General features: G+C 57.4%; 23 protein-coding genes and 1 tRNA gene. 11 read left to right on the plus strand and 13 right to left on the minus strand.

The genetic code is table 11. The features are described from left to right. Nucleotides 1-44: 44 nt before the first annotated feature. Nucleotides 45-1,328 (minus strand): FAD-binding oxidoreductase, encoded by a 1,284-nt coding sequence (locus AABM54_RS10245; protein WP_347905251.1) that lies wholly within the window; start codon nucleotides 1,326-1,328, stop codon nucleotides 45-47. 183 nt (nucleotides 1,329-1,511) lie between these two features. Between AABM54_RS10245 and AABM54_RS10250 the strand changes: the two genes are divergently transcribed. Continuing rightward, nucleotides 1,512-1,588 (plus strand) — tRNA-Val (locus AABM54_RS10250). Between the two features lie 113 nt (nucleotides 1,589-1,701). Here the strand turns inward: AABM54_RS10250 and AABM54_RS10255 are convergent. The 4 genes from AABM54_RS10255 to AABM54_RS10270 form a co-directional block, all read right to left on the minus strand. Beyond that, nucleotides 1,702-1,950: a tyrosine-type recombinase/integrase gene (locus AABM54_RS10255; RefSeq protein WP_347905252.1), complete on the minus strand. Its 249-nt coding sequence runs from the start codon at nucleotides 1,948-1,950 to the stop codon at nucleotides 1,702-1,704. A gap of 2 nt (nucleotides 1,951-1,952) precedes the next feature. Continuing rightward, entirely contained in the window at nucleotides 1,953-2,627 is a 675-nt protein-coding gene (locus AABM54_RS10260) for a DUF3313 domain-containing protein (RefSeq protein ID WP_347905254.1), read from the minus strand. Nucleotides 2,628-3,099: 472 nt separating this feature from the next. Next, entirely contained in the window at nucleotides 3,100-3,351 is a 252-nt protein-coding gene (locus tag AABM54_RS10265; protein ID WP_347905256.1) for a hypothetical protein, read from the minus strand. Nucleotides 3,352-4,055: 704 nt separating this feature from the next. Beyond that, a complete protein-coding gene (locus AABM54_RS10270; protein ID WP_347905257.1) occupies nucleotides 4,056-4,928 on the minus strand; it encodes a LysR substrate-binding domain-containing protein in 873 nt (290 codons plus the stop codon). A 147-nt stretch (nucleotides 4,929-5,075) separates the two neighbouring features. On the opposite strand from AABM54_RS10270, the gene AABM54_RS10275 reads away from it, so the two are divergent. Genes AABM54_RS10275 through AABM54_RS10290 form a run of 4 tightly spaced genes read left to right on the plus strand, consistent with a single transcriptional unit; the run spans nucleotide 5,076 to nucleotide 9,300 of the window. Further along, the gene (locus AABM54_RS10275) at nucleotides 5,076-6,128 is read left to right on the plus strand and encodes an agmatine deiminase family protein (RefSeq protein ID WP_347905259.1); all 1,053 of its coding nucleotides are present in this window, start codon (nucleotides 5,076-5,078) and stop codon (nucleotides 6,126-6,128) included. A gap of 4 nt (nucleotides 6,129-6,132) precedes the next feature. Then, nucleotides 6,133-7,041 carry an N-carbamoylputrescine amidase gene (aguB, locus tag AABM54_RS10280; RefSeq protein ID WP_347905261.1) on the plus strand — a complete coding sequence of 303 codons (909 nt, stop codon included), beginning with the start codon at nucleotides 6,133-6,135 and terminating at the stop codon, nucleotides 7,039-7,041. Nucleotide 7,042: 1 nt separating this feature from the next. Further along, nucleotides 7,043-8,146, plus strand: a complete 1,104-nt coding sequence (locus tag AABM54_RS10285; protein WP_347905263.1) for an extracellular solute-binding protein — start codon at nucleotides 7,043-7,045, stop codon at nucleotides 8,144-8,146. Nucleotides 8,147-8,175: 29 nt separating this feature from the next. Next, complete coding sequence (locus AABM54_RS10290) at nucleotides 8,176-9,300, plus strand: agmatine deiminase family protein (protein ID WP_347905264.1); 1,125 nt, start codon at nucleotides 8,176-8,178, stop codon at nucleotides 9,298-9,300. Nucleotides 9,301-9,411: 111 nt separating this feature from the next. Here the strand turns inward: AABM54_RS10290 and AABM54_RS10295 are convergent, their stop codons facing one another. Both AABM54_RS10295 and AABM54_RS10300 read right to left on the minus strand, forming a co-directional pair. Then, the gene (locus AABM54_RS10295; protein WP_347905266.1) at nucleotides 9,412-10,011 is read right to left on the minus strand and encodes a hypothetical protein; all 600 of its coding nucleotides are present in this window, start codon (nucleotides 10,009-10,011) and stop codon (nucleotides 9,412-9,414) included. Between the two features lie 296 nt (nucleotides 10,012-10,307). Next, on the minus strand, nucleotides 10,308-11,054 hold the full coding sequence (locus AABM54_RS10300; protein WP_347905268.1) for a carbonic anhydrase: 747 nt from the start codon (nucleotides 11,052-11,054) through the stop codon (nucleotides 10,308-10,310). A 496-nt stretch (nucleotides 11,055-11,550) separates the two neighbouring features. Between AABM54_RS10300 and AABM54_RS10305 the strand changes: the two genes are divergently transcribed. Then, nucleotides 11,551-11,691: a hypothetical protein gene (locus tag AABM54_RS10305; RefSeq protein ID WP_347905269.1), complete on the plus strand. Its 141-nt coding sequence runs from the start codon at nucleotides 11,551-11,553 to the stop codon at nucleotides 11,689-11,691. Between the two features lie 24 nt (nucleotides 11,692-11,715). After that, nucleotides 11,716-12,267, plus strand: coding sequence for a hypothetical protein (locus AABM54_RS10310; protein ID WP_347905271.1), 552 nt, complete (start codon nucleotides 11,716-11,718; stop codon nucleotides 12,265-12,267). Between the two features lie 342 nt (nucleotides 12,268-12,609). Here the strand turns inward: AABM54_RS10310 and AABM54_RS10315 are convergent, their stop codons facing one another. Next, nucleotides 12,610-13,002: a VOC family protein gene (locus tag AABM54_RS10315; RefSeq protein WP_347905273.1), complete on the minus strand. Its 393-nt coding sequence runs from the start codon at nucleotides 13,000-13,002 to the stop codon at nucleotides 12,610-12,612. A gap of 48 nt (nucleotides 13,003-13,050) precedes the next feature. After that, nucleotides 13,051-13,761, minus strand: coding sequence for an alpha/beta hydrolase (locus AABM54_RS10320; protein ID WP_347905274.1), 711 nt, complete (start codon nucleotides 13,759-13,761; stop codon nucleotides 13,051-13,053). Nucleotides 13,762-13,936: 175 nt separating this feature from the next. Here AABM54_RS10320 and AABM54_RS10325 point away from each other — a divergent pair, with 175 nt between their 5' ends. Beyond that, a complete protein-coding gene (locus tag AABM54_RS10325) occupies nucleotides 13,937-14,392 on the plus strand; it encodes a DUF2214 family protein (RefSeq protein WP_347905276.1) in 456 nt (151 codons plus the stop codon). A gap of 214 nt (nucleotides 14,393-14,606) precedes the next feature. Here the strand turns inward: AABM54_RS10325 and csrA are convergent, their stop codons facing one another. After that, a complete protein-coding gene (gene csrA, locus AABM54_RS10330; protein WP_347905277.1) occupies nucleotides 14,607-14,801 on the minus strand; it encodes a carbon storage regulator CsrA in 195 nt (64 codons plus the stop codon). A 249-nt stretch (nucleotides 14,802-15,050) separates the two neighbouring features. On the opposite strand from csrA, the gene AABM54_RS10335 reads away from it, so the two are divergent. Both AABM54_RS10335 and AABM54_RS10340 read left to right on the plus strand, forming a co-directional pair. Next, the gene (locus tag AABM54_RS10335) at nucleotides 15,051-15,437 is read left to right on the plus strand and encodes an SPOR domain-containing protein (RefSeq protein WP_347905278.1); all 387 of its coding nucleotides are present in this window, start codon (nucleotides 15,051-15,053) and stop codon (nucleotides 15,435-15,437) included. Nucleotides 15,438-15,550: 113 nt separating this feature from the next. After that, complete coding sequence (locus AABM54_RS10340; RefSeq protein ID WP_347905279.1) at nucleotides 15,551-16,462, plus strand: siderophore-interacting protein; 912 nt, start codon at nucleotides 15,551-15,553, stop codon at nucleotides 16,460-16,462. Between the two features lie 80 nt (nucleotides 16,463-16,542). Here the strand turns inward: AABM54_RS10340 and AABM54_RS10345 are convergent, their stop codons facing one another. From AABM54_RS10345 to AABM54_RS10355, 3 genes are all read right to left on the minus strand, one after another. Further along, entirely contained in the window at nucleotides 16,543-17,232 is a 690-nt protein-coding gene (locus AABM54_RS10345; protein WP_347905280.1) for an endonuclease I family protein, read from the minus strand. 4 nt (nucleotides 17,233-17,236) lie between these two features. Further along, nucleotides 17,237-17,530 carry a DUF1654 domain-containing protein gene (locus AABM54_RS10350; RefSeq protein ID WP_347905282.1) on the minus strand — a complete coding sequence of 98 codons (294 nt, stop codon included), beginning with the start codon at nucleotides 17,528-17,530 and terminating at the stop codon, nucleotides 17,237-17,239. Nucleotides 17,531-17,731: 201 nt separating this feature from the next. Beyond that, a complete protein-coding gene (locus AABM54_RS10355) occupies nucleotides 17,732-18,820 on the minus strand; it encodes an asparaginase (protein ID WP_347905283.1) in 1,089 nt (362 codons plus the stop codon). 358 nt (nucleotides 18,821-19,178) lie between these two features. Here AABM54_RS10355 and AABM54_RS10360 point away from each other — a divergent pair, with 358 nt between their 5' ends. Further along, nucleotides 19,179-19,613, plus strand: coding sequence for a hypothetical protein (locus AABM54_RS10360; protein WP_347905284.1), 435 nt, complete (start codon nucleotides 19,179-19,181; stop codon nucleotides 19,611-19,613). The last annotated feature ends 27 nt before the right edge of the window (nucleotides 19,614-19,640 follow it).

A 19,640-nucleotide genomic window follows, 5' to 3' on the forward strand; every position in this document is an offset into this window, starting at 1 on the left:
AAACCGCCTGTTGGCGGTTTTTTTGTTTCTGCGCTAAAGCTGAATCAGAAATCGTACTTGTCGCGCAGGCCGTAATACCAGGCGCCCAGCGCGGCGAATGGCGTGCGCAGCAACTGGCCGCCAGGGAAGGGGTAGTGCGCAAGGTCGGCAAAGGCGTCAAAGCGCTCTGCCTGGCCGCGTAGCGCTTCGGCCAGTACTTTGCCCGCCAGGTGGGTGTACGTCACGCCATGGCCGCTACAGCCCTGTGAGTAGTAGATGTTATCGCCCAGGCGTCCTACCTGCGGTAGCCGGGACAAGGTCAGCAGAAAGTTGCCGGTCCAGGCGTAATCAATCTTCACTTTTTCAAGTTGTGGAAAGGCCTTGAGCATCTTCGGTCGAATGATCGCTTCGATGTTGGCCGGATCCCGTGCCCCATACACCACGCCGCCACCGAAGATCAGGCGTTTGTCGCCGGACAGTCGGTAATAGTCGAGCAGGTAGTTGCAGTCTTCGACGCAGTAGTCTTGAGGTAGCAGGGTTCTTGCCAGCTCATCGCCCAGCGGTTCGGTCGTAATGACCTGTGTGCCGCAGGGCATCGACTTGGCGGCGAGTTCAGGCACCAGATTGCCCAGGTAGGCGTTGCCGGCGACGATGATGAACTTGGCCCTGACTCTGCCTTTTGGGGTGTGTACTACCGGATTGGCACCGCGCTCAATGCGCACGGCGGGCGACTGCTCGTAAAGGGTGCCCCCCAGTGATTCGACAGCTGCCGCTTCACCCAGTGCAAGGTTCAGGGGGTGGATGTGGCCGCCGCTCATGTCGAGCATGCCGCCCACGTACTGCTCGCAGGCCACGACGTCGCGTATACGGCGCTGATCCAGCAGTTCCAGTTGCGTGTGGCCGAAACGCTCCCACAGGCGCTTCTGTGATTCGAGGTGGTTCATCTGTTTCTGGGTGATGGCGGCGAATACGCCGCCGTCCTTCAGGTCGCACTGGATCTGATACCTGGCAACCCGGTCGCGAATAATCTTGGCGCCTTCGAATGCCATCTGCCCAAGCAGTTGCGCCTGCTTGGGGCCTACGCTGCGTTCGATGACGTCGATGTCACGGCTGTAACTGTTGACGATCTGGCCGCCGTTGCGGCCCGACGCCCCGAACCCCACCCCGGCAGCTTCCAGCACGGTCACCCGAAAACCGCTCTCCAGCAGGAACAGTGCGCTGGAGAGGCCGGTATAGCCGGCACCGATTACGCAGACGTCAGTTTCTACATCATCCTGCAGCAACGGCCGTGGCGGGGTCGCATTGGCGGATGCCGCGTAATAGGACTCTGGGTAGGGCGTGTTCGCCATTCTGCAACCTCTGTTTTATATTTTTTACGAGTGTGTTGATCCTACCTGAGTTAAAAAACAGCTACCAGCCACCGGAAACGCTTCTTCAGGGGCCCGAAATTAAATATTTTGCATATTCATAGGGTTAGGTGAAAAAAAGGTGTTGACACCCTTCCGGAATTCCGTAGAATGCCGCCTCACAGCAGGCACGTAGCTCAGTTGGTTAGAGCACCACCTTGACATGGTGGGGGTCGTTGGTTCGAGTCCAATCGCGCCTACCAAACAAAATCCGCTCTGCTGGGCGGTCTAGAAGGGCTCACCGAAAGGTGGGCCCTTTTTTGTTGTCTGGCGTTTGGGCAAACTTTGGGAATACTTTGGGCAAACGACCACCGCGCTACACTTTCAGGTCGGCTTTCACCTTCATGTAAACCACCGCGTCATCACCGTGCCCAGCCTGATAGTGCTCGGTCATCTTCACATCTGCGTGACCCATCAAACCCTGAATGTACTCCTGTGCAAAACCCTGCTGCTCGTACAGCCATGCGCCGAGCGCTCGAATCTCGTGAAAGGTGGGGCGCTCGCCAGCCGATACGTTTTCGTAAGCCTTCGAGTCGTCCCGCGCCTGGGTGAATGACTTGGTCATTGCTATTTGATGAATGCCTGCATATCGCTGTTCAGCTTTTTGATCGCGGCTTTGAAGTCGTTGGCGGTAACCTGCTGGCTCGCATTTCTCAATTGTTCACCGAAGACCTTGCGCACTACTTTGGCCACGGTCTGGCCGTTACTCGCGTCGATCATCTCAGCCTCGATGTACAACTCGGTCTCTTGATCGCGGTGGCCGGTGGCCGCCTGAGTCGCGCCTATCGCGGCCGCAACCGGAACCACTTCATACCATTTCATGCCTTCGTTGGACGCGCTGACCCCAGTAATCGCAGCGCGTACGACCAGGGTTCGCGAACCGGCGGGGGCCGACTGGAGGTTCGGCACCATGCGGTACTTTTGGCCCAGTACACTCTTGGCATTATTCGTCATGTAGGTTTGCAACTGGTCCAGGGTCTGACGGTTGACCCGTTCATTGGGTTGCGGCGTCGGGTACAGTTCCAGTCGCTTGAAGGCTACCGTGTCATAAGCGTTCGGGTTCCAGGATGGGGTCACCCAGCGCATGGTCTTCTCGCCGCTGGGTGTGGTGAATTCTTGCAGGTTGTTGTAGTTGGGAAGAAACCCTGAGTACTGTTCCTTCTCCGTGACTCTTGAGGTGCAACCGCCGAGCAGCAGGCTGGTCAAGGCAACGCCGACAAATAATTTCCTGGTCAGGCTCATATTCTTACTCCATGGGTAATATCATTTTATTCGGTGGCCGGGCGTCAGAAGCGCCAGGTCATATTGCCGGTCACGGCTTGAATCCAGGCGCTGTCGAACTGCCTGGATGTGGCTGTTTTCTGCATGTCGCGACTGACCGGTTTGGGTCTCGTCTTTCTTCGTCGGGCAGGGGGCGATTAGAGGTGTCGATTGAACACGGACTGAGTAAAGCGGAGCCGACGGCGGTAATAGGGTGCAGGGCGAATACCAGCACACTGGTTTCCTTGTGAGGGGTTTGCATAGAGTGCCCTGCGTCCTTTGCTGGAAGATGTCCGACTTATTTCTATAGAGTAGAAATGTTACTCAATTGAAATGTATGGCCTGAAGAGTGTCTGGCTTGGATTGAGGGGGCTTGAGGCGTTAATGGTGGGCGATGCAGCGTTGGCGCAAGCGTACCTGGAATCCATTACTCAAGCGCCAAGCTGAAGAGGGGTCAGCGGGGAGGCGGCGACCAGAGAGATTCAGGTGTGGCGTGTGAGCTGACTAGCGCATAGATCGCTTCACAGGAGCGGTCGGAGTTTCTCTCGATAGTCGATAGATGACGCTTCAGTGATCTGGAGGTCTCTGGCTCGAGGCGGCCAAACTCTTCGACTAATGCCGTCAAGTCTTCAAGGGCTGCACTGATGGCGAGCTGAGTCAGATTCAGGTTATAGAGCGCGAAATAGACTTGATCCTTGTCTTCCATGGCTGTGCTCCTTTTGGGATTTGAAGCTTAGACGAGCAATGACCGGGTTGCTGATGGTATTCGTCTGGATGAGGGAATACCGATGAGCTGTCGGCAGGAAACGACTTACGGTGTCATGGGCAGCACAAGTGCAGTGTTTTCACAGGTCTTCAAGGCGTGATGTCATGCGTTTTCATAGGCGTATGCGCATGTTGCTACAGCGGCTGACCTTGACGGGGGAGGGTTATTTCCCGGACCTATAAGGCCGGAGAAAAAGGTTATTAGACGCGCAGAAATTGTTTTGATAAAAAAACTAGTGCATGGCTGCTGCTTGCATGCCAATGCATCTCCATTTGTTTAAATGGAAAACGCCCAACATTGAGCTGGGCAATGATCAATGAGTCTGATTGCCGATACAGGGATACGTAGCTGCGACTTTGGCCAACTGCTCGCGCACAAGCGCAATGGGCTCATTGATCCCCTTTCTCTTGCGCAGATTGATCCTTTCGAACCCAGAGCATCGGTATCGATGGGAGATAGCGCTGCCGGGGTCTTCACGATCATCAATGCCGTCCAGGCAGTCCGGCCTAGTTCATGGCAGCCCTGGACGATCTCAATATACGTAACTGCATCAACATTCCCCGCGGCGTTCAGGAGTTATTACGCAGTGCGTATGTCAACGCGCCCTCTATCGAGCAAGGGGCCAAAGGCCGGGCCTGGAACTGTCAGGTTGTCGGGCTTGCTGCTTCCAGATTGTTCAGCAGCCATTCGCTGAAGCTTCGCGCCAGCACATTGTTCTCGCTGTCGCGATGGGTCAACAAGGCCCAGTTCGGACCGCGAATGGTTTGCTCCACCAAGGGTTGCAGCAGGCCGTTGGCGCGCGCCTGCCGACTCAGTAGTTGGCTGACCAGGGCGATCCCGAGTCCCGCGCACGCGGCGTCCAGCAGCAGGCCGGGGTCGGAGAAGTTCAACCCCTGATCTTTCTGGCCGACATCAATGCCAGCCTCCACGGCCCAGTGGCTCCAGTCCATTTCCCGCTCGCCGTGAAGGGTTGTGCGCTGCTCAAGGGGCACCGTCAACAGGCTCGGGTGGCAAGCTGGGTAGAGGCGGTCTGCGTGCAGCACCTTGAAGCTGCACTCGGCTTGGGAGCTGATGTCATCCCGCACGGCGAGGTCAATGGTTTCGCTGGTCATGTCCGGGACTTCATCGGTGCTGAAAATCCACAGATCGACTTCCGGATGCTGACGACGGAAATCCCCCAGGCGTGGCAGCAGCCAGTGACGGGCGAACGCCGGGGTGGTGTTGAGCACCAGTTGGTTGGGTTTCTGATACTGCCCGAGACGACGTATGCCGACGGCCAGTTGTTGCAGCAGCGCCTGGGTGGTGCTGAGCAGGTCGTGGCCGGCATCCGTCAGGCTGACGCTGCGTCCGCTGCGAAAGAACAGAGGCTGCTCAAGGTACGCCTCAAGGCTGCGGATTTGCTGGCTGATGGCCGATTGGGTGAGGTGCAGCTCGGCAGCGGCCTTGTGGAAACTGCCCAGCCGGGCGGCGGCTTCAAAGCCGCGAAGGGTGCTGAGGGGTGGCCAGTGCTTGAGCATATTGATAAGTTTTCCTAATCACTTTTCTGCAAAATCCATCGTTTGTTTGCCCGTTTTTACAGCCGTAGCATGCATGCCAAGACCGCCAAGGCAGTTTTGTTGAACACAATGGCTTAACTAAAAGGGCTTTGTATCATGCAGCATGTCATGCAGCAGAATGAAATTCTAAACAGGGGTTGGTGGATGCCGGCAGAGTGGGTTCGGCACGCCGCGACCTGGATGGTCTGGCCGCATAACCAGGCACTTTGGGAGTCGGGTTGGGGCGTCACGTTGCCGCTGGTGCAGCAGGACTTCGCTCGCGTGGCCAAAGCCATTGCCCGTTTCGAACCGGTGAAAATGGTCGTCGACCCGTCCGCTGTCGCCAGTGCCAAAGCGTTGTGTGGGGCCAACATTGAATTGATCGAACTGGCCGTCAACGACAGTTGGTGCCGGGACTCCGGCCCGAGCTTCGTCTGTCACCCGCAACAAGGGTTGGCGGGTGTGAGCTGGCGCTTCAACGCGTGGGGCGGCAAGTCGGCCCATGATCTGGACGAAAGCCTGGCACGCCGCGCACTCAATCATCTGGGCGTGCAGTGCTTTGCAACCCCGCTGAGTAACGAAGGCGGGGCCATTCATGTGGACGGCGAGGGCACGCTGATCACCACCGAGTCTGTGCTGCTCAACCCCAATCGCAACCCAGGCATGAGCAAGGCTGAGATGGAGGACATTTTCACGCGTCTGCTGGGTGTGAAGAAGACCATTTGGCTGCCGGGCGATCCGGACTATGTCACCGGCGACATGACGGACGGCCATGTCGATGGCGTATGCGCCTTCGCGCGCCCCGGCGTGTTGCTGGTGGACGCCACTCACGACAAGCGTTCGGTGTACGCCGAGGTGGTGCGGGAAAACCGTCGCGCGCTGGAATTGGCCACCGATGCCCGGGGCCGACAGTTCGACCTGATCGAGTTGTATGAAGCCACTGATGCCGTGGACACCGACGCTGAAGTGTTTTGCGCCTCCTACACCAACTTCTACATCGCCAACAACGCGATCATCATGCCGGCCTATGGCGTCGAGGCCGACAACGCGGCGGCGAACGTGTTGGCTCAGACCTTCCCCGAGCATGAAGTGGTACCGGTGCGAATCAATCATCTGGCCCATGGCGGTGGCGGTGTGCATTGCATCACGCAGCAACAGCCTGCCTGGCCGGTGGAGGGCTGATGCCATGACGCTATTGACGATTGCGACCACCCAGATGCCCTGCACCTGGGACTTGTCACACAACCTCGATCAGGCTGAACAGTGTGTGCGTGAGGCGGCGGCCAAGGGCGCCCAGGTCATCCTGTTGCAGGAGCTGTTTGCCACGCCGTATTTCTGCATCGAGCAAAGTCACAAACACCTGGCGTTGGCCGAAGTGTACAAAGACAGCCCTGTTCTCAAGCGTTTTGCCGCGCTGGCCAAGGAGTTGGGGGTGGTACTGCCGCTGAGTTGGTTCGAGAAGGCGGGCAATGCCTACTTCAACTCCTTGAGTGTGGCCGATGCCGACGGGCGCCTGCTGGGAGTGTACCGCAAGACCCACATCCCCAACGCCATCGGTTACCAGGAGAAGGAATACTTCAGCCCCGGCGATACGGGTTTTCGAGTCTGGGACACGGCGTTTGGGCGCATCGGCGTGGGGATTTGCTGGGACCAGTGGTTCCCCGAAACGGCACGCTGCCTGGCGCTGATGGGTGCCGAAGTCTTGCTGTTCCCCACTGCCATTGGCTCTGAGCCTGGCTGCGCAGCCCTGGATTCACGTGACCACTGGCAGATGACCATGCGTGGCCATGCCGCCGCCAACCTCTTGCCGGTCGTGGCGGCCAACCGCGTGGGGCGAGAAGTGGCGACCACCGATCCAGCCTTGCAGATGAGCTTCTATGGCTCGTCGTTTATCTGCAACCACAAGGGCACATTGCTCGCCGAGGCCGACCGCGACAGCACCGGCGTGTGGGTGCACAGCCTGGACTTGACCGCCATGCGCGAAGAGCGCCTGAGCTGGGGCATCTATCGCGACCGCCGTCCGGACATGTACGGGGCGCTGTTGAGCCAGGATGGTCGTCACATCAATGCACGCTGGAACACTCAAGGGGTTTGACATGCGCATTTCCCACAAGCTGTTGAGCGGTGCCTTGGGATTGGCGCTGAGCGCTACCTTGCCGTCGCTGCACGCGCAGGAGAAAACCCTCAGGCTGTACAACTGGGCTGACTATTTTGCCGAGGACACCCTGACTCGATTCACCGCCGAAACCGGGATCAACGTGATCTACGACGTCATGGATGGCAGTGAGACGCTCGAAGCCAAGATGCTGGCCGGTGGAAGCGGTTATGACCTGATCTTCCCGGGTGACACCGTTGCCGAGCGCTTGATGCGCGCCGGCAGCCTGCTGCCGCTGGACCGTACAAAACTCACGGCCCTGGATGACATCGAACCCGGTTTGCAGAAGCTGCGTACCCATTATGTACATTCGAGCCAGGCCACCGTCCCTTACACCTGGGGCACCATCGGCCTGACCTACAATGCCGAGCAGATCAAACAGCGTATGCCGGATGCCCCGGTCAATAGCCTGGACATGCTGTTCAAACCGGAGCTGGCTGCGAGGTTTGCCGAGTGTGGAATCTCGATGATCGACTCGCCCGATGAAGTGCTGGCGGTGGTGCTCAACTACCTCGGTCGCGAGCCGCGCAGTGCAAAGCCTGAGGACCTGGCTGCGGCGAGTGAGCTGTTGCTCAAGCTGCGACCGTACATCCGCAAGTTCCAGTCGCAGCCGGTGACCGATCTGGTAAACGGTAACTTGTGCCTGTCGCTGGGTTACAGCGGGGACATGACGCAGGCGCAGCGGACGGCGGATACCGCTGGCAAGAAAACCACGTTCCAGTACCGCGTTCCCCGTGAAGGCACGACAGTCTGGATGGACACCATGGCGATACCTGTCGACGCCAGACACCCGGAGTACGCCTATGCGTTCATCAACTTCGTCATGCGTCCCGAGAATATGGCGGCCATCAGCAACTTCACCGGTTACCCCACCTCCAATGCCAAGGCGCGTTCGGGTGTCGATGCGATGATGCGCAACAACCCGGATATTTACCTCGATGAGGCCACTTATGAGCGGCTGATTCCTGGCAAGGACATTCCCCAATCCGATATGCGGGCGCGCATGCGGGCCTGGACCAAGTTCAAGACGGCCACGTTGAAATGACTTCAGAAAAAACATTCAGGAATCAGCACATGTCGACTCGTCGCGAGTTCATCAAGCAGGTATCGGTTGTCGCCGGACTGGGTGCCGCGGTGTCCATCGGACTGGGCCTGACGCCCTTGCCCGTGCAAGCGGCGGCACCGGGCGGTTGGCGCATGCCGGATGAGGGCGATAAACACCGACAGGCCTTCGTCGCTTTTGGCGCACAAGAGGCCATCTGGGAGGACTCCACCCCTGACGTGCAGGAGGCCATTGGCCTGATTGCTCGTACCATCGCCGGCTACGAGCCAGTGACTGTGTTTTGTCGCGAGAGCGAGCGGGACCTGGCCGAAGAGCACTGCGGTACTGCCAACATCACCTACGTGATCACCGAGCTCGACGACATCTGGATGCGCGATACCGGGGCCAACTTTGTCATTGATGGGAAAGGCGGGATCGGTGCCGTGGGTTTCAATTTCAACGGCTGGGGCAACAAGCAGCAGCATAAAGCGGATGCGCAGGTGGCCGAACGGGTTGCCAGCACCGTGGGTGCCCGTTACATCCGCAGCGAGTCGGTGGGCGAGGGCGGTGGTATCGAAGTCGATGGTCACGGCACGGGGATCATGACCGAAAGCAGTTGGGTCAATTCCAACCGCAACCCCGACTGGAGCAAGGCTGAGGTTGAAGAGGAACTGAAGGCCCGCTTGGGCTTGCGCAAAATCATCTGGCTGCCGGGTATCAAGGGCAAGGACATCACGGACGCCCATGTCGACTTCTACGCTCGTTTTGTCACGCCGGGCGTGGTGATTGCCAACCTCGACAACGACCCTGGGTCCTACGATCACAACGTGACGCTGGCCCACCTGGAGATTCTCAAGCAGGCCACCGACGCCGATGGTCGCAAGCTGCAGGTGCATACCGTGTCGCCACCGCTCAACCCACGAAAGAGCCCGTTCAGTCGCAACAACCCGGACTTTGCGGCCGGCTACATCAACTACTTCGTGATCAATGGCGCGGTCATTGCCCCCGAGTTCGGTGACCGGGCGGCAGATGCCCGAGCCTTTGAGCTGTTGTCTGAACTCTACCCGGACCGTGAGGTGGTGCAGCTCAACATCGACGCCATCGCCGCCGGTGGAGGTGGCATCCACTGCGTGACCAGTCACCAACCGTTGGTTTAGCCTGAATCAACGCGTGGGGGCGCGTGTCAGCGGGATCCGTGCTGTTCGACCCGGTGCGGAATCATTCGCGGCGGTCTCTGGGGCATGCGTTGGAGCCGCTCAATCGGACAGTCACTGCTCGGCGTCGCAGTCGACGTCGCCCGCGCCCATATGGTCGAAACCGGTCAGCACGATCGAGGTAAGCCCTGGGGAAGGCGTGCCAGGGAGTTTGCCCGGCGAGCTGTTAATCGGTTCCAGCGGATACTCGACTTGGGCGTCCATGACATTCTCCGGCAGCCGCTGCGCGGTTTCGGGCGATGGATGGTTTGTGGCGAGTGGTAATTCAAACGCATTGCGGACCTCGGCCTCACTCAATGTTCCCTCAAGCGTAACCGTGACCTGTTGCAGCTCCCCATGCTCCCAACTGAGCTCTATCTCCCTGGCGAGCGGGTGAACCCTGGTGGCCAGGTTTGCGGGGAGTATTGGGCCTTCATAGTAGGCGTCGGTGTTTGTGCACGGATCGCCTTGGTTTTCGTAGTTTTTCAAAGAGCAGTTAAAGCGCTTGTCCTGATGCCCAAGCGTCTGCTCCATGTAGCAGCCAAACTCACTTGAGGACATGCGTGGCCATGCCAACACATTGACGTTGGGCGGTTGCAAGCCTGCTCCTGAGCTTTGGCCTGTAAAGGCCAGTAACGCTAGGAAAGCCGTCATGGCTGTGTTGACGTTGAGCATGTTCTTGGCGCCTGAATAAGGTCTGGTTTTGTCGGGAGGGGCAACGGATCCAGGCGGGGTGTTAGTTGTTTCTGCCTGAATGGGCGCCAGTCTACCGTTGCATCCGATAACGCGCAGGCGCAACCCGCAATTGACCGTCTCAAGCAAGCGGCTGGCTCGTACAACACGAGGCCTGGGTGGGGCCTCGCGTTAGTTTGGCGCAAAGAAACAACATTGATGAGGGTCAAGCACCTCACTCCGGCGAGGATTCTCGCTGGAATGGGGGGGCGACTCATTAGGCCGTTGGACCTTGCGACTCAGGCGATCAGGTCGACTTTGCCGTCGGCCAGGCGATAGATGCCTCCGACCACTTTCAGCGTGCCTTTGGCAAGTGCATCGGTCAGTAAGGGTGAGGCATTCTTGAGGCGGTTGACCGAGTCTTTGACGTTTTGCGCCGTCGCGTTTTCGATGAGGCTTCCTGGTTCATTGAGAACCTTCTCGATAGAGGGTTTCAGTGCATCAGTCAGTTTGGGGATGTGGCCAGGGAAAACCACATTATCTTTGGTTGCTTTGATACCGGCCGAGATAGCGCCACAGCTCTCATGTCCCAGTACAAGAATCAGGGGCGCGCCGAGTACTGCCACGGCGTATTCAAGGCTCGCCAAGCCTTCATCCGTCACGAAGTTGCCAGCGACGCGTATGGCGAACAGGTCGCCTCGTGCCGTATCAAAAGCGTACTCGGGGGCGATGCGAGAGTCCGAGCAGCCCAGTACCGCCACGAACGGGTTTTGGCCGGACACCAGGGCTTCTCGTTCGGCTTTGAAGTCATGTGTTTTGGACGTGCCCGTGAAGTATCGTTCATTGCCCTCGATCAGCCTTTTAAGGGCCATGTCCGGACTGATTGAGTTTTGCGGTTTTGGGGGGAGTGCCGCTTTCTCTGCGGCCTGGACGATCTTGTCGGGCAGCGCGCTGGCCAGCAGCAGGGCGCCGGCTCCTAGCCCGGCGAGCCGAAGAAACCGACGGCGCGGGTTTTGTACAGGGCTTGAGTCGCATGATTTACACATGGTCTTTTGTACTCAGGTCATATTAGCGGGAACAAATCGCTATATTAAGGGGGGTACTTACAAGAGACTTCAATGTGGGATTCTAGACGGAATGTAACGTTACATTTCGTATTGGGTCGTATTTTTTTGGCCGTTGACTCGGTAAGTGGTCCATGATTTTTGGTGGCCGTTTCGTGTACTGCATCCTTGTGGTCGTAAAGTGATTGTTCAGTTTCAGGGTGAGTTCCCCAGTGCTGATGTGTCCGCCCGCTGATTTCACGCGTGCAGGACCGTAGGGGCTCTTCGGGTCGTAATAATTTGTCAGATTTAATCGGGTTGAGTGTTTCAGAAGTGAGACAAATATACGAAGTAATGACGAGTCAGGGTTATCGCCAAAGAGTCTAGAGTTTTTATATTTCGAGATTAAAAGGACGACTAGCATGCTATGCACGTGCGGCGGTAGCGCAGCAGTAGCTGCACGATTTCCCTATGTCCCACCAAGGAAAGGAACCCTCACATGGAAAGCATCGCCCTCACGGCAACTCAGACCAACTGGAATGGTGGTCAACGTATTACCCTTCGTGCAGGAGATACAGCCACTTGCACAACGCTTCAAACGGGCCAGTTGTATGGGATTTTTATCTATAACTCTGCTTAGAATGACAATAATGCTGATGTAAACGTGGTCTGGAGCAACAGCCAGCCGCCCAAGACGATTACCGTTCCAGGCACCACGGCCAATGCGGGCCTGGCATCACTGGGGTTTGTCTCGGGTACGGATACGCAAACCATCTCGGTTTCGCTGTCCAGCAACAGCGGTGGTTCGCAGGTCGAAGTGTGGCTTGGAAGTGTTGGTATGCCAACCAACACCAGTGGCCTGTCGAACAATGCACTCCAGGCCAACGGCGATCAGTATCCGTTCAATAAATACAGCCGTTACTATGCAGTGCCGCCGTCGAAGTGGATGAACCTGACGATCGCCAGCAAAATCACTCAGTTCCGCGAAAGTAAGGCAACCGTATTTGTTGTGAATGAAACCTCGAACGGCTTGCTTTCAAACCAGGTCACGACGATGGGGCCTACCGCGTCTGAAAGTGGTGCCGTTGTTATTGTGTCTTCGGGTATTCAAAGTATCAGCAATAACCTGCAAGGTGACGGTACGCAGTGGGTGTGGATGGATGCCGACAGTCAGCAAGACTCTCAAAATGCATCTATTTCCCTGCAGTCGCTGTAATCAACTGAGTTGAGCCATGAAGTAAGGCCCCACTGGCTGGGGCCTTATTTGTTTTGGAAGTGTGTCTCTTTGCGTGGCAGTGGCTGATATCCGTAGGCTCTTTGATCTGAATGTTATGTGTTTATTATGGGCTGGTTAAGTAAACAAGGTGTGCTATGCGTTTATAGCGCTTGGACTTACCTTCATGTAGACAGACCCCGCATTTACTGCGGCTCCCGCCATCCAGAGAAGATCCCGGTCATGCGACCGGCTGCGAAAATATCCGCTGTCAACTTGCGCTGACGTCTTTGCCGAGCCTGTGATGGGAGTGCCGCAAAGCCTCGGTATCGGACTCGCGTCTCTTCAGGGGTGAACCGGGCTGCACAGCTCAACCAGTGTTCCGTCAGGGCAGCGAACGTATGACACGGTCTGCCCCCAGGGTTTCGAGGTGGGCGGTGACAGTTGCGATGCACCACAGGCTAGCGCTTTTGCGTGTGCGGCCTGTACGTCCTCGGTGACAAAGCCAATCTCCATGCCCAGCGGCTGCGGCGACGCATGAGCGGCGACATGGCCCGCACTGAAGTTCATCTCGGCCAGTTCATGGGCGGCAAAGGCAAGGGTGGTTTCACCGGTTTCGAGTTCGCCGTAGGTACCGGACTCATGCACGAAGCGGCGGCGCAGGCCGAAAGCGTCTTCAAAGAACTGCACAGAGGCAGCGACGTCTGGCACGTAGATAATGGTGTAGCCAAATTTCATGAGTAACCATCCTTGTCATAAGAAAGGGTAGACATTATCACGAACCCTTCAGGCGTCTTTCAGCGTCCTTGCGAATGCACTGATGTGCCGGGCAGCCGCGTCGGGTTTTGCCTGGAGCAAGCAGTGGGGAGCGTCTACATCGGCGATCTGCACGTTCGGGTTCAGTTGCAGGACCAACGCTGAGGCGGTTGCAGGAACGACCCAGTCACGGGTCGCGCGCAAGTACAGGGCCGGCACGCTGACCTGCGTCAGCTCCGTGGAGACATCCACTGCCAGCACGGCGCGTAGTCGTGCGCGCATCACCTGGGGTGTAACCCGGGAGATCGCCTGATTCAAGGCAGAACGCAATGCGGCGGTGGAAAACCGGCCCAGCAACAAGCGGCTGATCCAGCGGATCGGGGCTTGGCCGAGCGGCAGCGCATTAACCAGCAACCCCATCTTGCGAAACACCGGGCGAGGGTTTTTGACAAACGTGCTGCACAGCACCAGCCCCTTGAGTTGAGCGGGTTGTGATGCGGCCAGGGAAACAGCAATCGGCCCGGAGAAAGATTCCCCCAGCACGATGTAGGGGCGGTCGGTGGGCAGCGCTTTGCGCACGAGTGTTTCAAGCGCGGCGTAGCTCAGGGGCTGGTCGGTTGGGTAGTCAACGACCAGGGTGTCGAACGCTCCCCCGATGGCCGTAATGAATGGCAGGAACAGTTCGCCTGTTCCATCCATCCCTGGAAGTAAAACGAGTGTGAATGTGTTGGGTTGATTCATGCTGTCGCCTCTCCCTGGTGTGGGCATTCTCGCCGATGTTTGCCTGACTTCGTAAGCTGCGTGGCAGGAACATTTTTCCGCGTTGCTGGCGGTGGTTGTTCGTACGGGCAAAGAGAGAAATCTGGGCTATTACTGACGGGGTCCTGATTTTTTCATATGAATGGAGGGCAGCTTTATGCTCGTTCGTTGGATGCTGGCGGCCGTCCACCTCCTGGCCTTTGCCATGGCGTTTTGGGCAGTACTTGCCCGTGGGGCGGCCCTGCGTCGGGTGGTCGCGAATACATCCGAGGTGTCCCGTGTGCTGCTGGCGGATAACTGCTGGGGGATTTCAGCGGCGATTCTGTTGATCAGCGGAGGTGTTCGCGCTTTTGGTGGGTACGAGAAGGGGGCGGACTACTACCTGCATCAGCCATTGTTCCATCTCAAAATGACACTGTTCGTCATCATTCTGCTGCTTGAGATCTTGCCAATGGTCACTTTGATCAAGTGGCGGATTGCCTTGAGTCGCGGTGCGCTGGTTGACACTGGGCGTGCAGGTGCATTTGCCAGGATCAGCCATGTTGAAGCGCTACTGATGGTTTTGATGGTGGTGGCGGCTACAGGCATGGCGCGCGGGGTGATGCTCGGCTAGCCCGTTTGGGGGGAGGTTTCGTTGAGGTTAAAGCGAAGCGTCTGACAGCGTTGGCGAGTGGATTGCCGTTAGTATCGGCTTCACCTTCCATGGTGACCAAAGCTTTACATACGTTGCAGTCTTGCGTCTGCGCTCAGCATCCGGAGGCACCGAGAGCGATCTTTAGCCAGCCATGACTTAAGGGAAAGGGCTGGCTACTGATTACGGGTGTCGCTTAGGGCGTGTCGTTCTTGTCGGGCGCGGTCAGGCCTGCCTGGATGCGCTGGTAGATCTCTTCGCGATGCACCGCAACGTCTTTCGGGGCATTGATGCCAATCCTGACTTGTTGGCCGCTAACGCCCAGAATGGTGATCGTAATGTCATCACCGATGTTTATGCTTTCACCGACTTTGCGGGTGAGTATCAGCATGAGCTTCTCCTTGAATTCTTCGTAGGGCACCTGATTTCAGACAATGCAGATGTCGGTAGTACGTATAGATTAGTGCGAAGTGACGCGGTAGGGGTCTCTTTCTGACGCGCAGGCGAGGTATTAATTCCCAAGGTGCAACTATACAGAGCCGCGAACTTTGATTCTCGTTGTTTTAAGCCTGTTTTGCGGGCGTCATGAAGCGTTCGCGGGTGGTAAAATCGCGGCTTTTGACATCCAGAGGGCAAATCTGTGCGCAAAGTGGCAACGGTAATTGCGGTAATTGCGGTAATTGCGGTATTGGCATTGGCGGGCTGCGGTGAAGCGAAGAGTCCTGACGCGCCGAAGGTCCAGGCCCCGGCTGCAACAGCCACGGCACCGGTTGCAGCGGCGCAGCAATGGGATGTCCTTGTTCAGGGGGGCACGGTGCAGGCTGTCAGTGACCTCGCAGGCTGGTTGATCGAGCATGGTTTCATCGCTTATGTCGTCAAGCAGGATGGCAAGGACCGGATATTGCTCGGGCCATTCGACTCAAAAGCCGAGGCAGAGGCCAGGCAAGTCCAGCTGACCGAGGCGCTGACCAAGGCGAAGAAGCAAAACATCGAGTCGAAGGTTGTCGAGCATGCCGTAGCTCGGTAATTGCTTCACAGTGACGGCGCTGCAGGCGCAGCAGGTTGGCGCGAGACCTTAAATGGTGTGAGTCGTGATCCGTTTCATAAGGAGTGACTGTCCATCATCAAAAGGATCTCCTTATGGCCCGCGCCGCGCCGTACACCGTGTTTGATGCTGTTCTACAGCGAAAGCAACTGCTGAGCCCTCATCTGATGCGTGTCACCCTCGCGGGCCCGAGGGTTGCTGACATGGCCACCTGGGCACCGGATCAGCGAGTGAAGCTGTTTTTTCCGGCTGCCGATGGTACGCCTGCGAATCTCCCCCGTAATGACAACTGGCATGCAGACTATCGTTCGATTCCCGTCGCCCAGCGTCCGGCGATGCGCACTTATACCATTCGTCATCTGCGCACCGAGCGCTGCGAGGTGGACATCGATTTCGTTTTGCATGGCGAAACGGGGCCCGCCTCGTATTGGGCGATTCATGCCAAGCCAGGAGCCGGCATTCAGATTGTTGCGCCTGACCGACAATTCACTGCGGTGGAAACCGGCGGTTTCGAATGGAAGCCGCCACGCGCCCTCAAGTATTTGTTGCTGATGGCTGATCCGACGGCTTTGCCGGCTGCCTTGGGTATTCTTGATGAGCTGGCGGCGTTGGCCGAGCCGCCCAGGGCTCAAGTCCTTTTTGAGATCGAAAGTGCTGACGACAAGCTGCCGACACCGATCTGGCAGGGCTTGTCGTTGCAATGGCTGATTCGTGATCAGGCACCGGGCGCGCAGGCGGGAACCTTGATGGCGGCAGCGCTGCGAGCGCTCGACTTGTCGGCGTTCGCTGTGGATGCTGCGGCGCAAGCGGCGCTGGCTGAGGTCAATATTGACGAAGAACTGCTCTGGGAAACGCCAAGGCCGAACGGCAACGGTTTTTATGGCTGGATCGCCGGGGAGACAGCGGCGGTGATGGACGTGCGTAAGTACCTGATCAAGGAGTGCGGCATCCCTCATGAGATGCTCAATTTGATGGGGTATTGGCGTTACAACAGGGTCGGCGGTTAGCGGTAGCGGGCGCATTGCAGACTCGTCATAAACAAAGGCCTCGGGGTTGAATCCGAGGCCTTTGAGTGAGGGCTATGTGGTTAGCTGCACGACTTCATGTTCACCGGGCCGACGAACTCATTGCCGCGACCCATCACGCACGCCACGCTTTGATTGCGCTGGCGTTCCCAGTCCTGCACCGGGTACGTCTTGTTCCAGGCTTCGTAGAGCTGTCGGTCCTGTTTGGACAGGCGCAAGCCGTACTGTTTGCTCATGTAGAAGTATGTCCGCGCGATCATCCCGCGAATGGAGGGGCGGGGCATGACCTTCTTTGCCTTGAAGTCGACCTGGGTCAGGCACGAACCATATTGGCCAGTCTGTACCGGGAGCCAGCCAAAACTGAAGTTGCTGCGGTCGCCATTCACTTCGCCGATGCTCGGCACCAGGTTGTGCAGGTCAGCTTCGGCGCGCTGGTAGGTGGGGTCGTGACGTGTGCAGTTCTGGCGCCCGCCCTGTTGCCAGCATTGGCGTTGGTGGCCGATCTGCCAGGCAGGCACGATGTGCTCCCATTCAATGCGCGCGGCACGCTTGGCGTTTTTACGCGGGACGTAGCCGCAGGCGGCCAGGTTTACGCGGTTGCCGGTGTACTTGCAGCCACAATAGAACTCGGTGGACTGTGGGGCGTACAGTTTCCAGGCGACCTTCTTGGCCTCGTTGAAGGTGCGGGGTGGGTCGGCCTGGGCGGTGACTGCAACGAAGAGCAACAGCAAAGCTAAACAGCGAACACTCATCGACTCAGTCTTCCTTCGGTACTACCCAGAAAATCTGCACACCGCCATCGTCGCGGTAGGCGAGTGTGACGTTATCGTTCTCGGCAATTTCCTCGAGCAAACGCTCCCACTCATCGACCGGTTCGTCGGGAAGGCGGAATATCAGTGCTGCCTTGGCTTTTTGGGCGGTGGGGGAGTTGATGATTTTCTGAACGCGTAAACCGAGACGTTCATAGGAGCCTGGAGGGGTAGTCGAAGTAGTGGCCACGAAGCGATCCTTAATAAGCTGTACGTGCATACAGTATTTAACTGTAAGCATTTTCGCAACTGCTTAAAATTCAAGAAGTTCGTCTGACAACGACTTTTTCGATTTGGTGTAAGTCGATTCGATTTTTTTCGGCAGGGTTTCGAGCGCCAAAACATCTTGCTCAAGAATCAGCGGTAGGACCGTGTAAGACACTCGCCCGAGCGGGCGAGTGGTTGTAGCAAGTGCCCGACCTGAGCGGTCGGGCAACGGGACTCAGTATTCCCAGAACATGCGTTGCAGCTCTTTGCTGTCTTGGGTCTTGGTCAGGGCGACCATTGCCAGGATGCGAGCCTTTTGCGGGTTCAGGTCGTGAGCAACAACCCAGTCGTACTTGTCGTCAGGCTGTTCGGCGTTACGCAGGACAAAGCCGCCAGCGTTGACGTGGGACGAGCGAATGATCTGCACGCCATCCTTGCGCAGGGCTTGCAGGGTTGGAACAACGCGCGAGGAGACGGAACCGTTGCCAGTCCCCACGTGGATGATGGCTTTGGCGCCGGCTTGAGCCAGGGCTTTGTAAGCGGTGTCGCTGACATTGCCGTAGGAGTAGGCGATTTCGACGTCAGGCAGGCTCTTGATGGTTTTGATGTCGAATTCCGAATCCATGGTGTGGCGCTTGGCTGGCAAGCGGAACCAGTAGGATTTGCCTTCAACGACCATGCCCATTGGGCCCCATGCGCTTTTGAACGCCTCGGTCTTGATGTTGATCATCTTGCTGACATCGCGACCCGACTGGATTTCATCGTTCATGGTCACGAGCACGCCTTTACCGCGTGATTCTTTGCTGCTGGCAACGGCAACGGCGTTGTACAGGTTGAGCATGCCGTCAGCCGACATTGCGGTGCCCGGACGCATGGAACCGACAACAACGATCGGCTTGTCGGTTTTTTCCACCAGGTTCAGGAAGTAAGCGGTTTCTTCCAGGGTGTCGGTGCCGTGAGTGATGACGATGCCATCGACATCTTTGCTGTCGGCCAGTTCGGCGACGCGGCGACCCAGCTGCAGCAGATTGTCGTTAGTGATGCTTTCCGAGGCAATTTGCATGACCTGTTCGCCACGAACGTTAGCCAGCTGGCTCAGTTCAGGGACGCCGGCGATCAGTTGCTCGATACCCACCTTGGCAGCCTGGTAGGTCGCGCTGTTTGCTGCACTGGCGCCAGCGCCGGCAATGGTGCCGCCGGTGGCCAGGATCACCACGTTAGCCAGTTTTTGTTTGTTTTCGACTTCTTTTGCTTGCAGTGCAGTCGGGAGGAGCAGCAGGAGGGCCAAAGCGCCCGGGACAAAGGTCTTGAAGGCAGATTTCATTATTCTCTCTCTAGTAATGACAACGGTGCTGATGCAGGTTCATCTAGAAACACCCGAGCAGATCTGAATGCAGGGGCACCTATAGAAGAGCAGGATCCATACCAGTCCTACTTTGACCTCAAAACTCTTTTAACCTGATGATTTATATCAACTTATTTTCGGATTTATGAGGCGCGAGCCTGAGGGTGTGTCCGGGTTTCCGAACATGAGGAGGTGGTGCGTTCGGCTGTCCGAAAATTCCTACTTTGCAACAGGAAAGATCCTTCAAGCAGGAATCAAGCAGGAGTAACGGGCCGGGTTAAAGAAAACCGCGTGAAGGTCGATGTTCTTTCAAGGATCTTTCATTTCAGGAGCTCAAATGTCTTTCACCATTGGCTTTCCAAACGCGAGTGCAATCACCGTCGGCCTGAAACCAGCGACACCGGCTGAAGACGCGGCGCTGGCTGTCGATGATCCATCGCAAGATGGGGTTGAGGCCAAAGAGGTCAAGGCCGATTCGAGCGCACAAGGTGCGGACGGCAAGAGTGGAAGCGCGGGGCACGAAAACGTTGTGGTGCAAATCCTGCTCAAGCGTCTCCAGGAATTGCAGGAACTCTTGAAGCAGCAACAGCAACAACTGGTCGCGGCCCAAGCGGCACCCTATCCAACGCCTGAAGCCAAGACCACGGCAGTGATGGCGATTCAAGGGCAGATTGGCAACACCAATGCTGCGGTGCAGGAGGTTTCTGCCGCGCTGGTGAAAGAATTGACCAAGGATTCCGGCGCTGGAGCGGTGATCAATACCACGGTTTGATCAGGCGGTTTACGCTCGAGGTTCTCG

Source organism: Pseudomonas purpurea (assembly GCF_039908635.1).
Classification (GTDB): domain Bacteria; phylum Pseudomonadota; class Gammaproteobacteria; order Pseudomonadales; family Pseudomonadaceae; genus Aquipseudomonas; species Aquipseudomonas purpurea.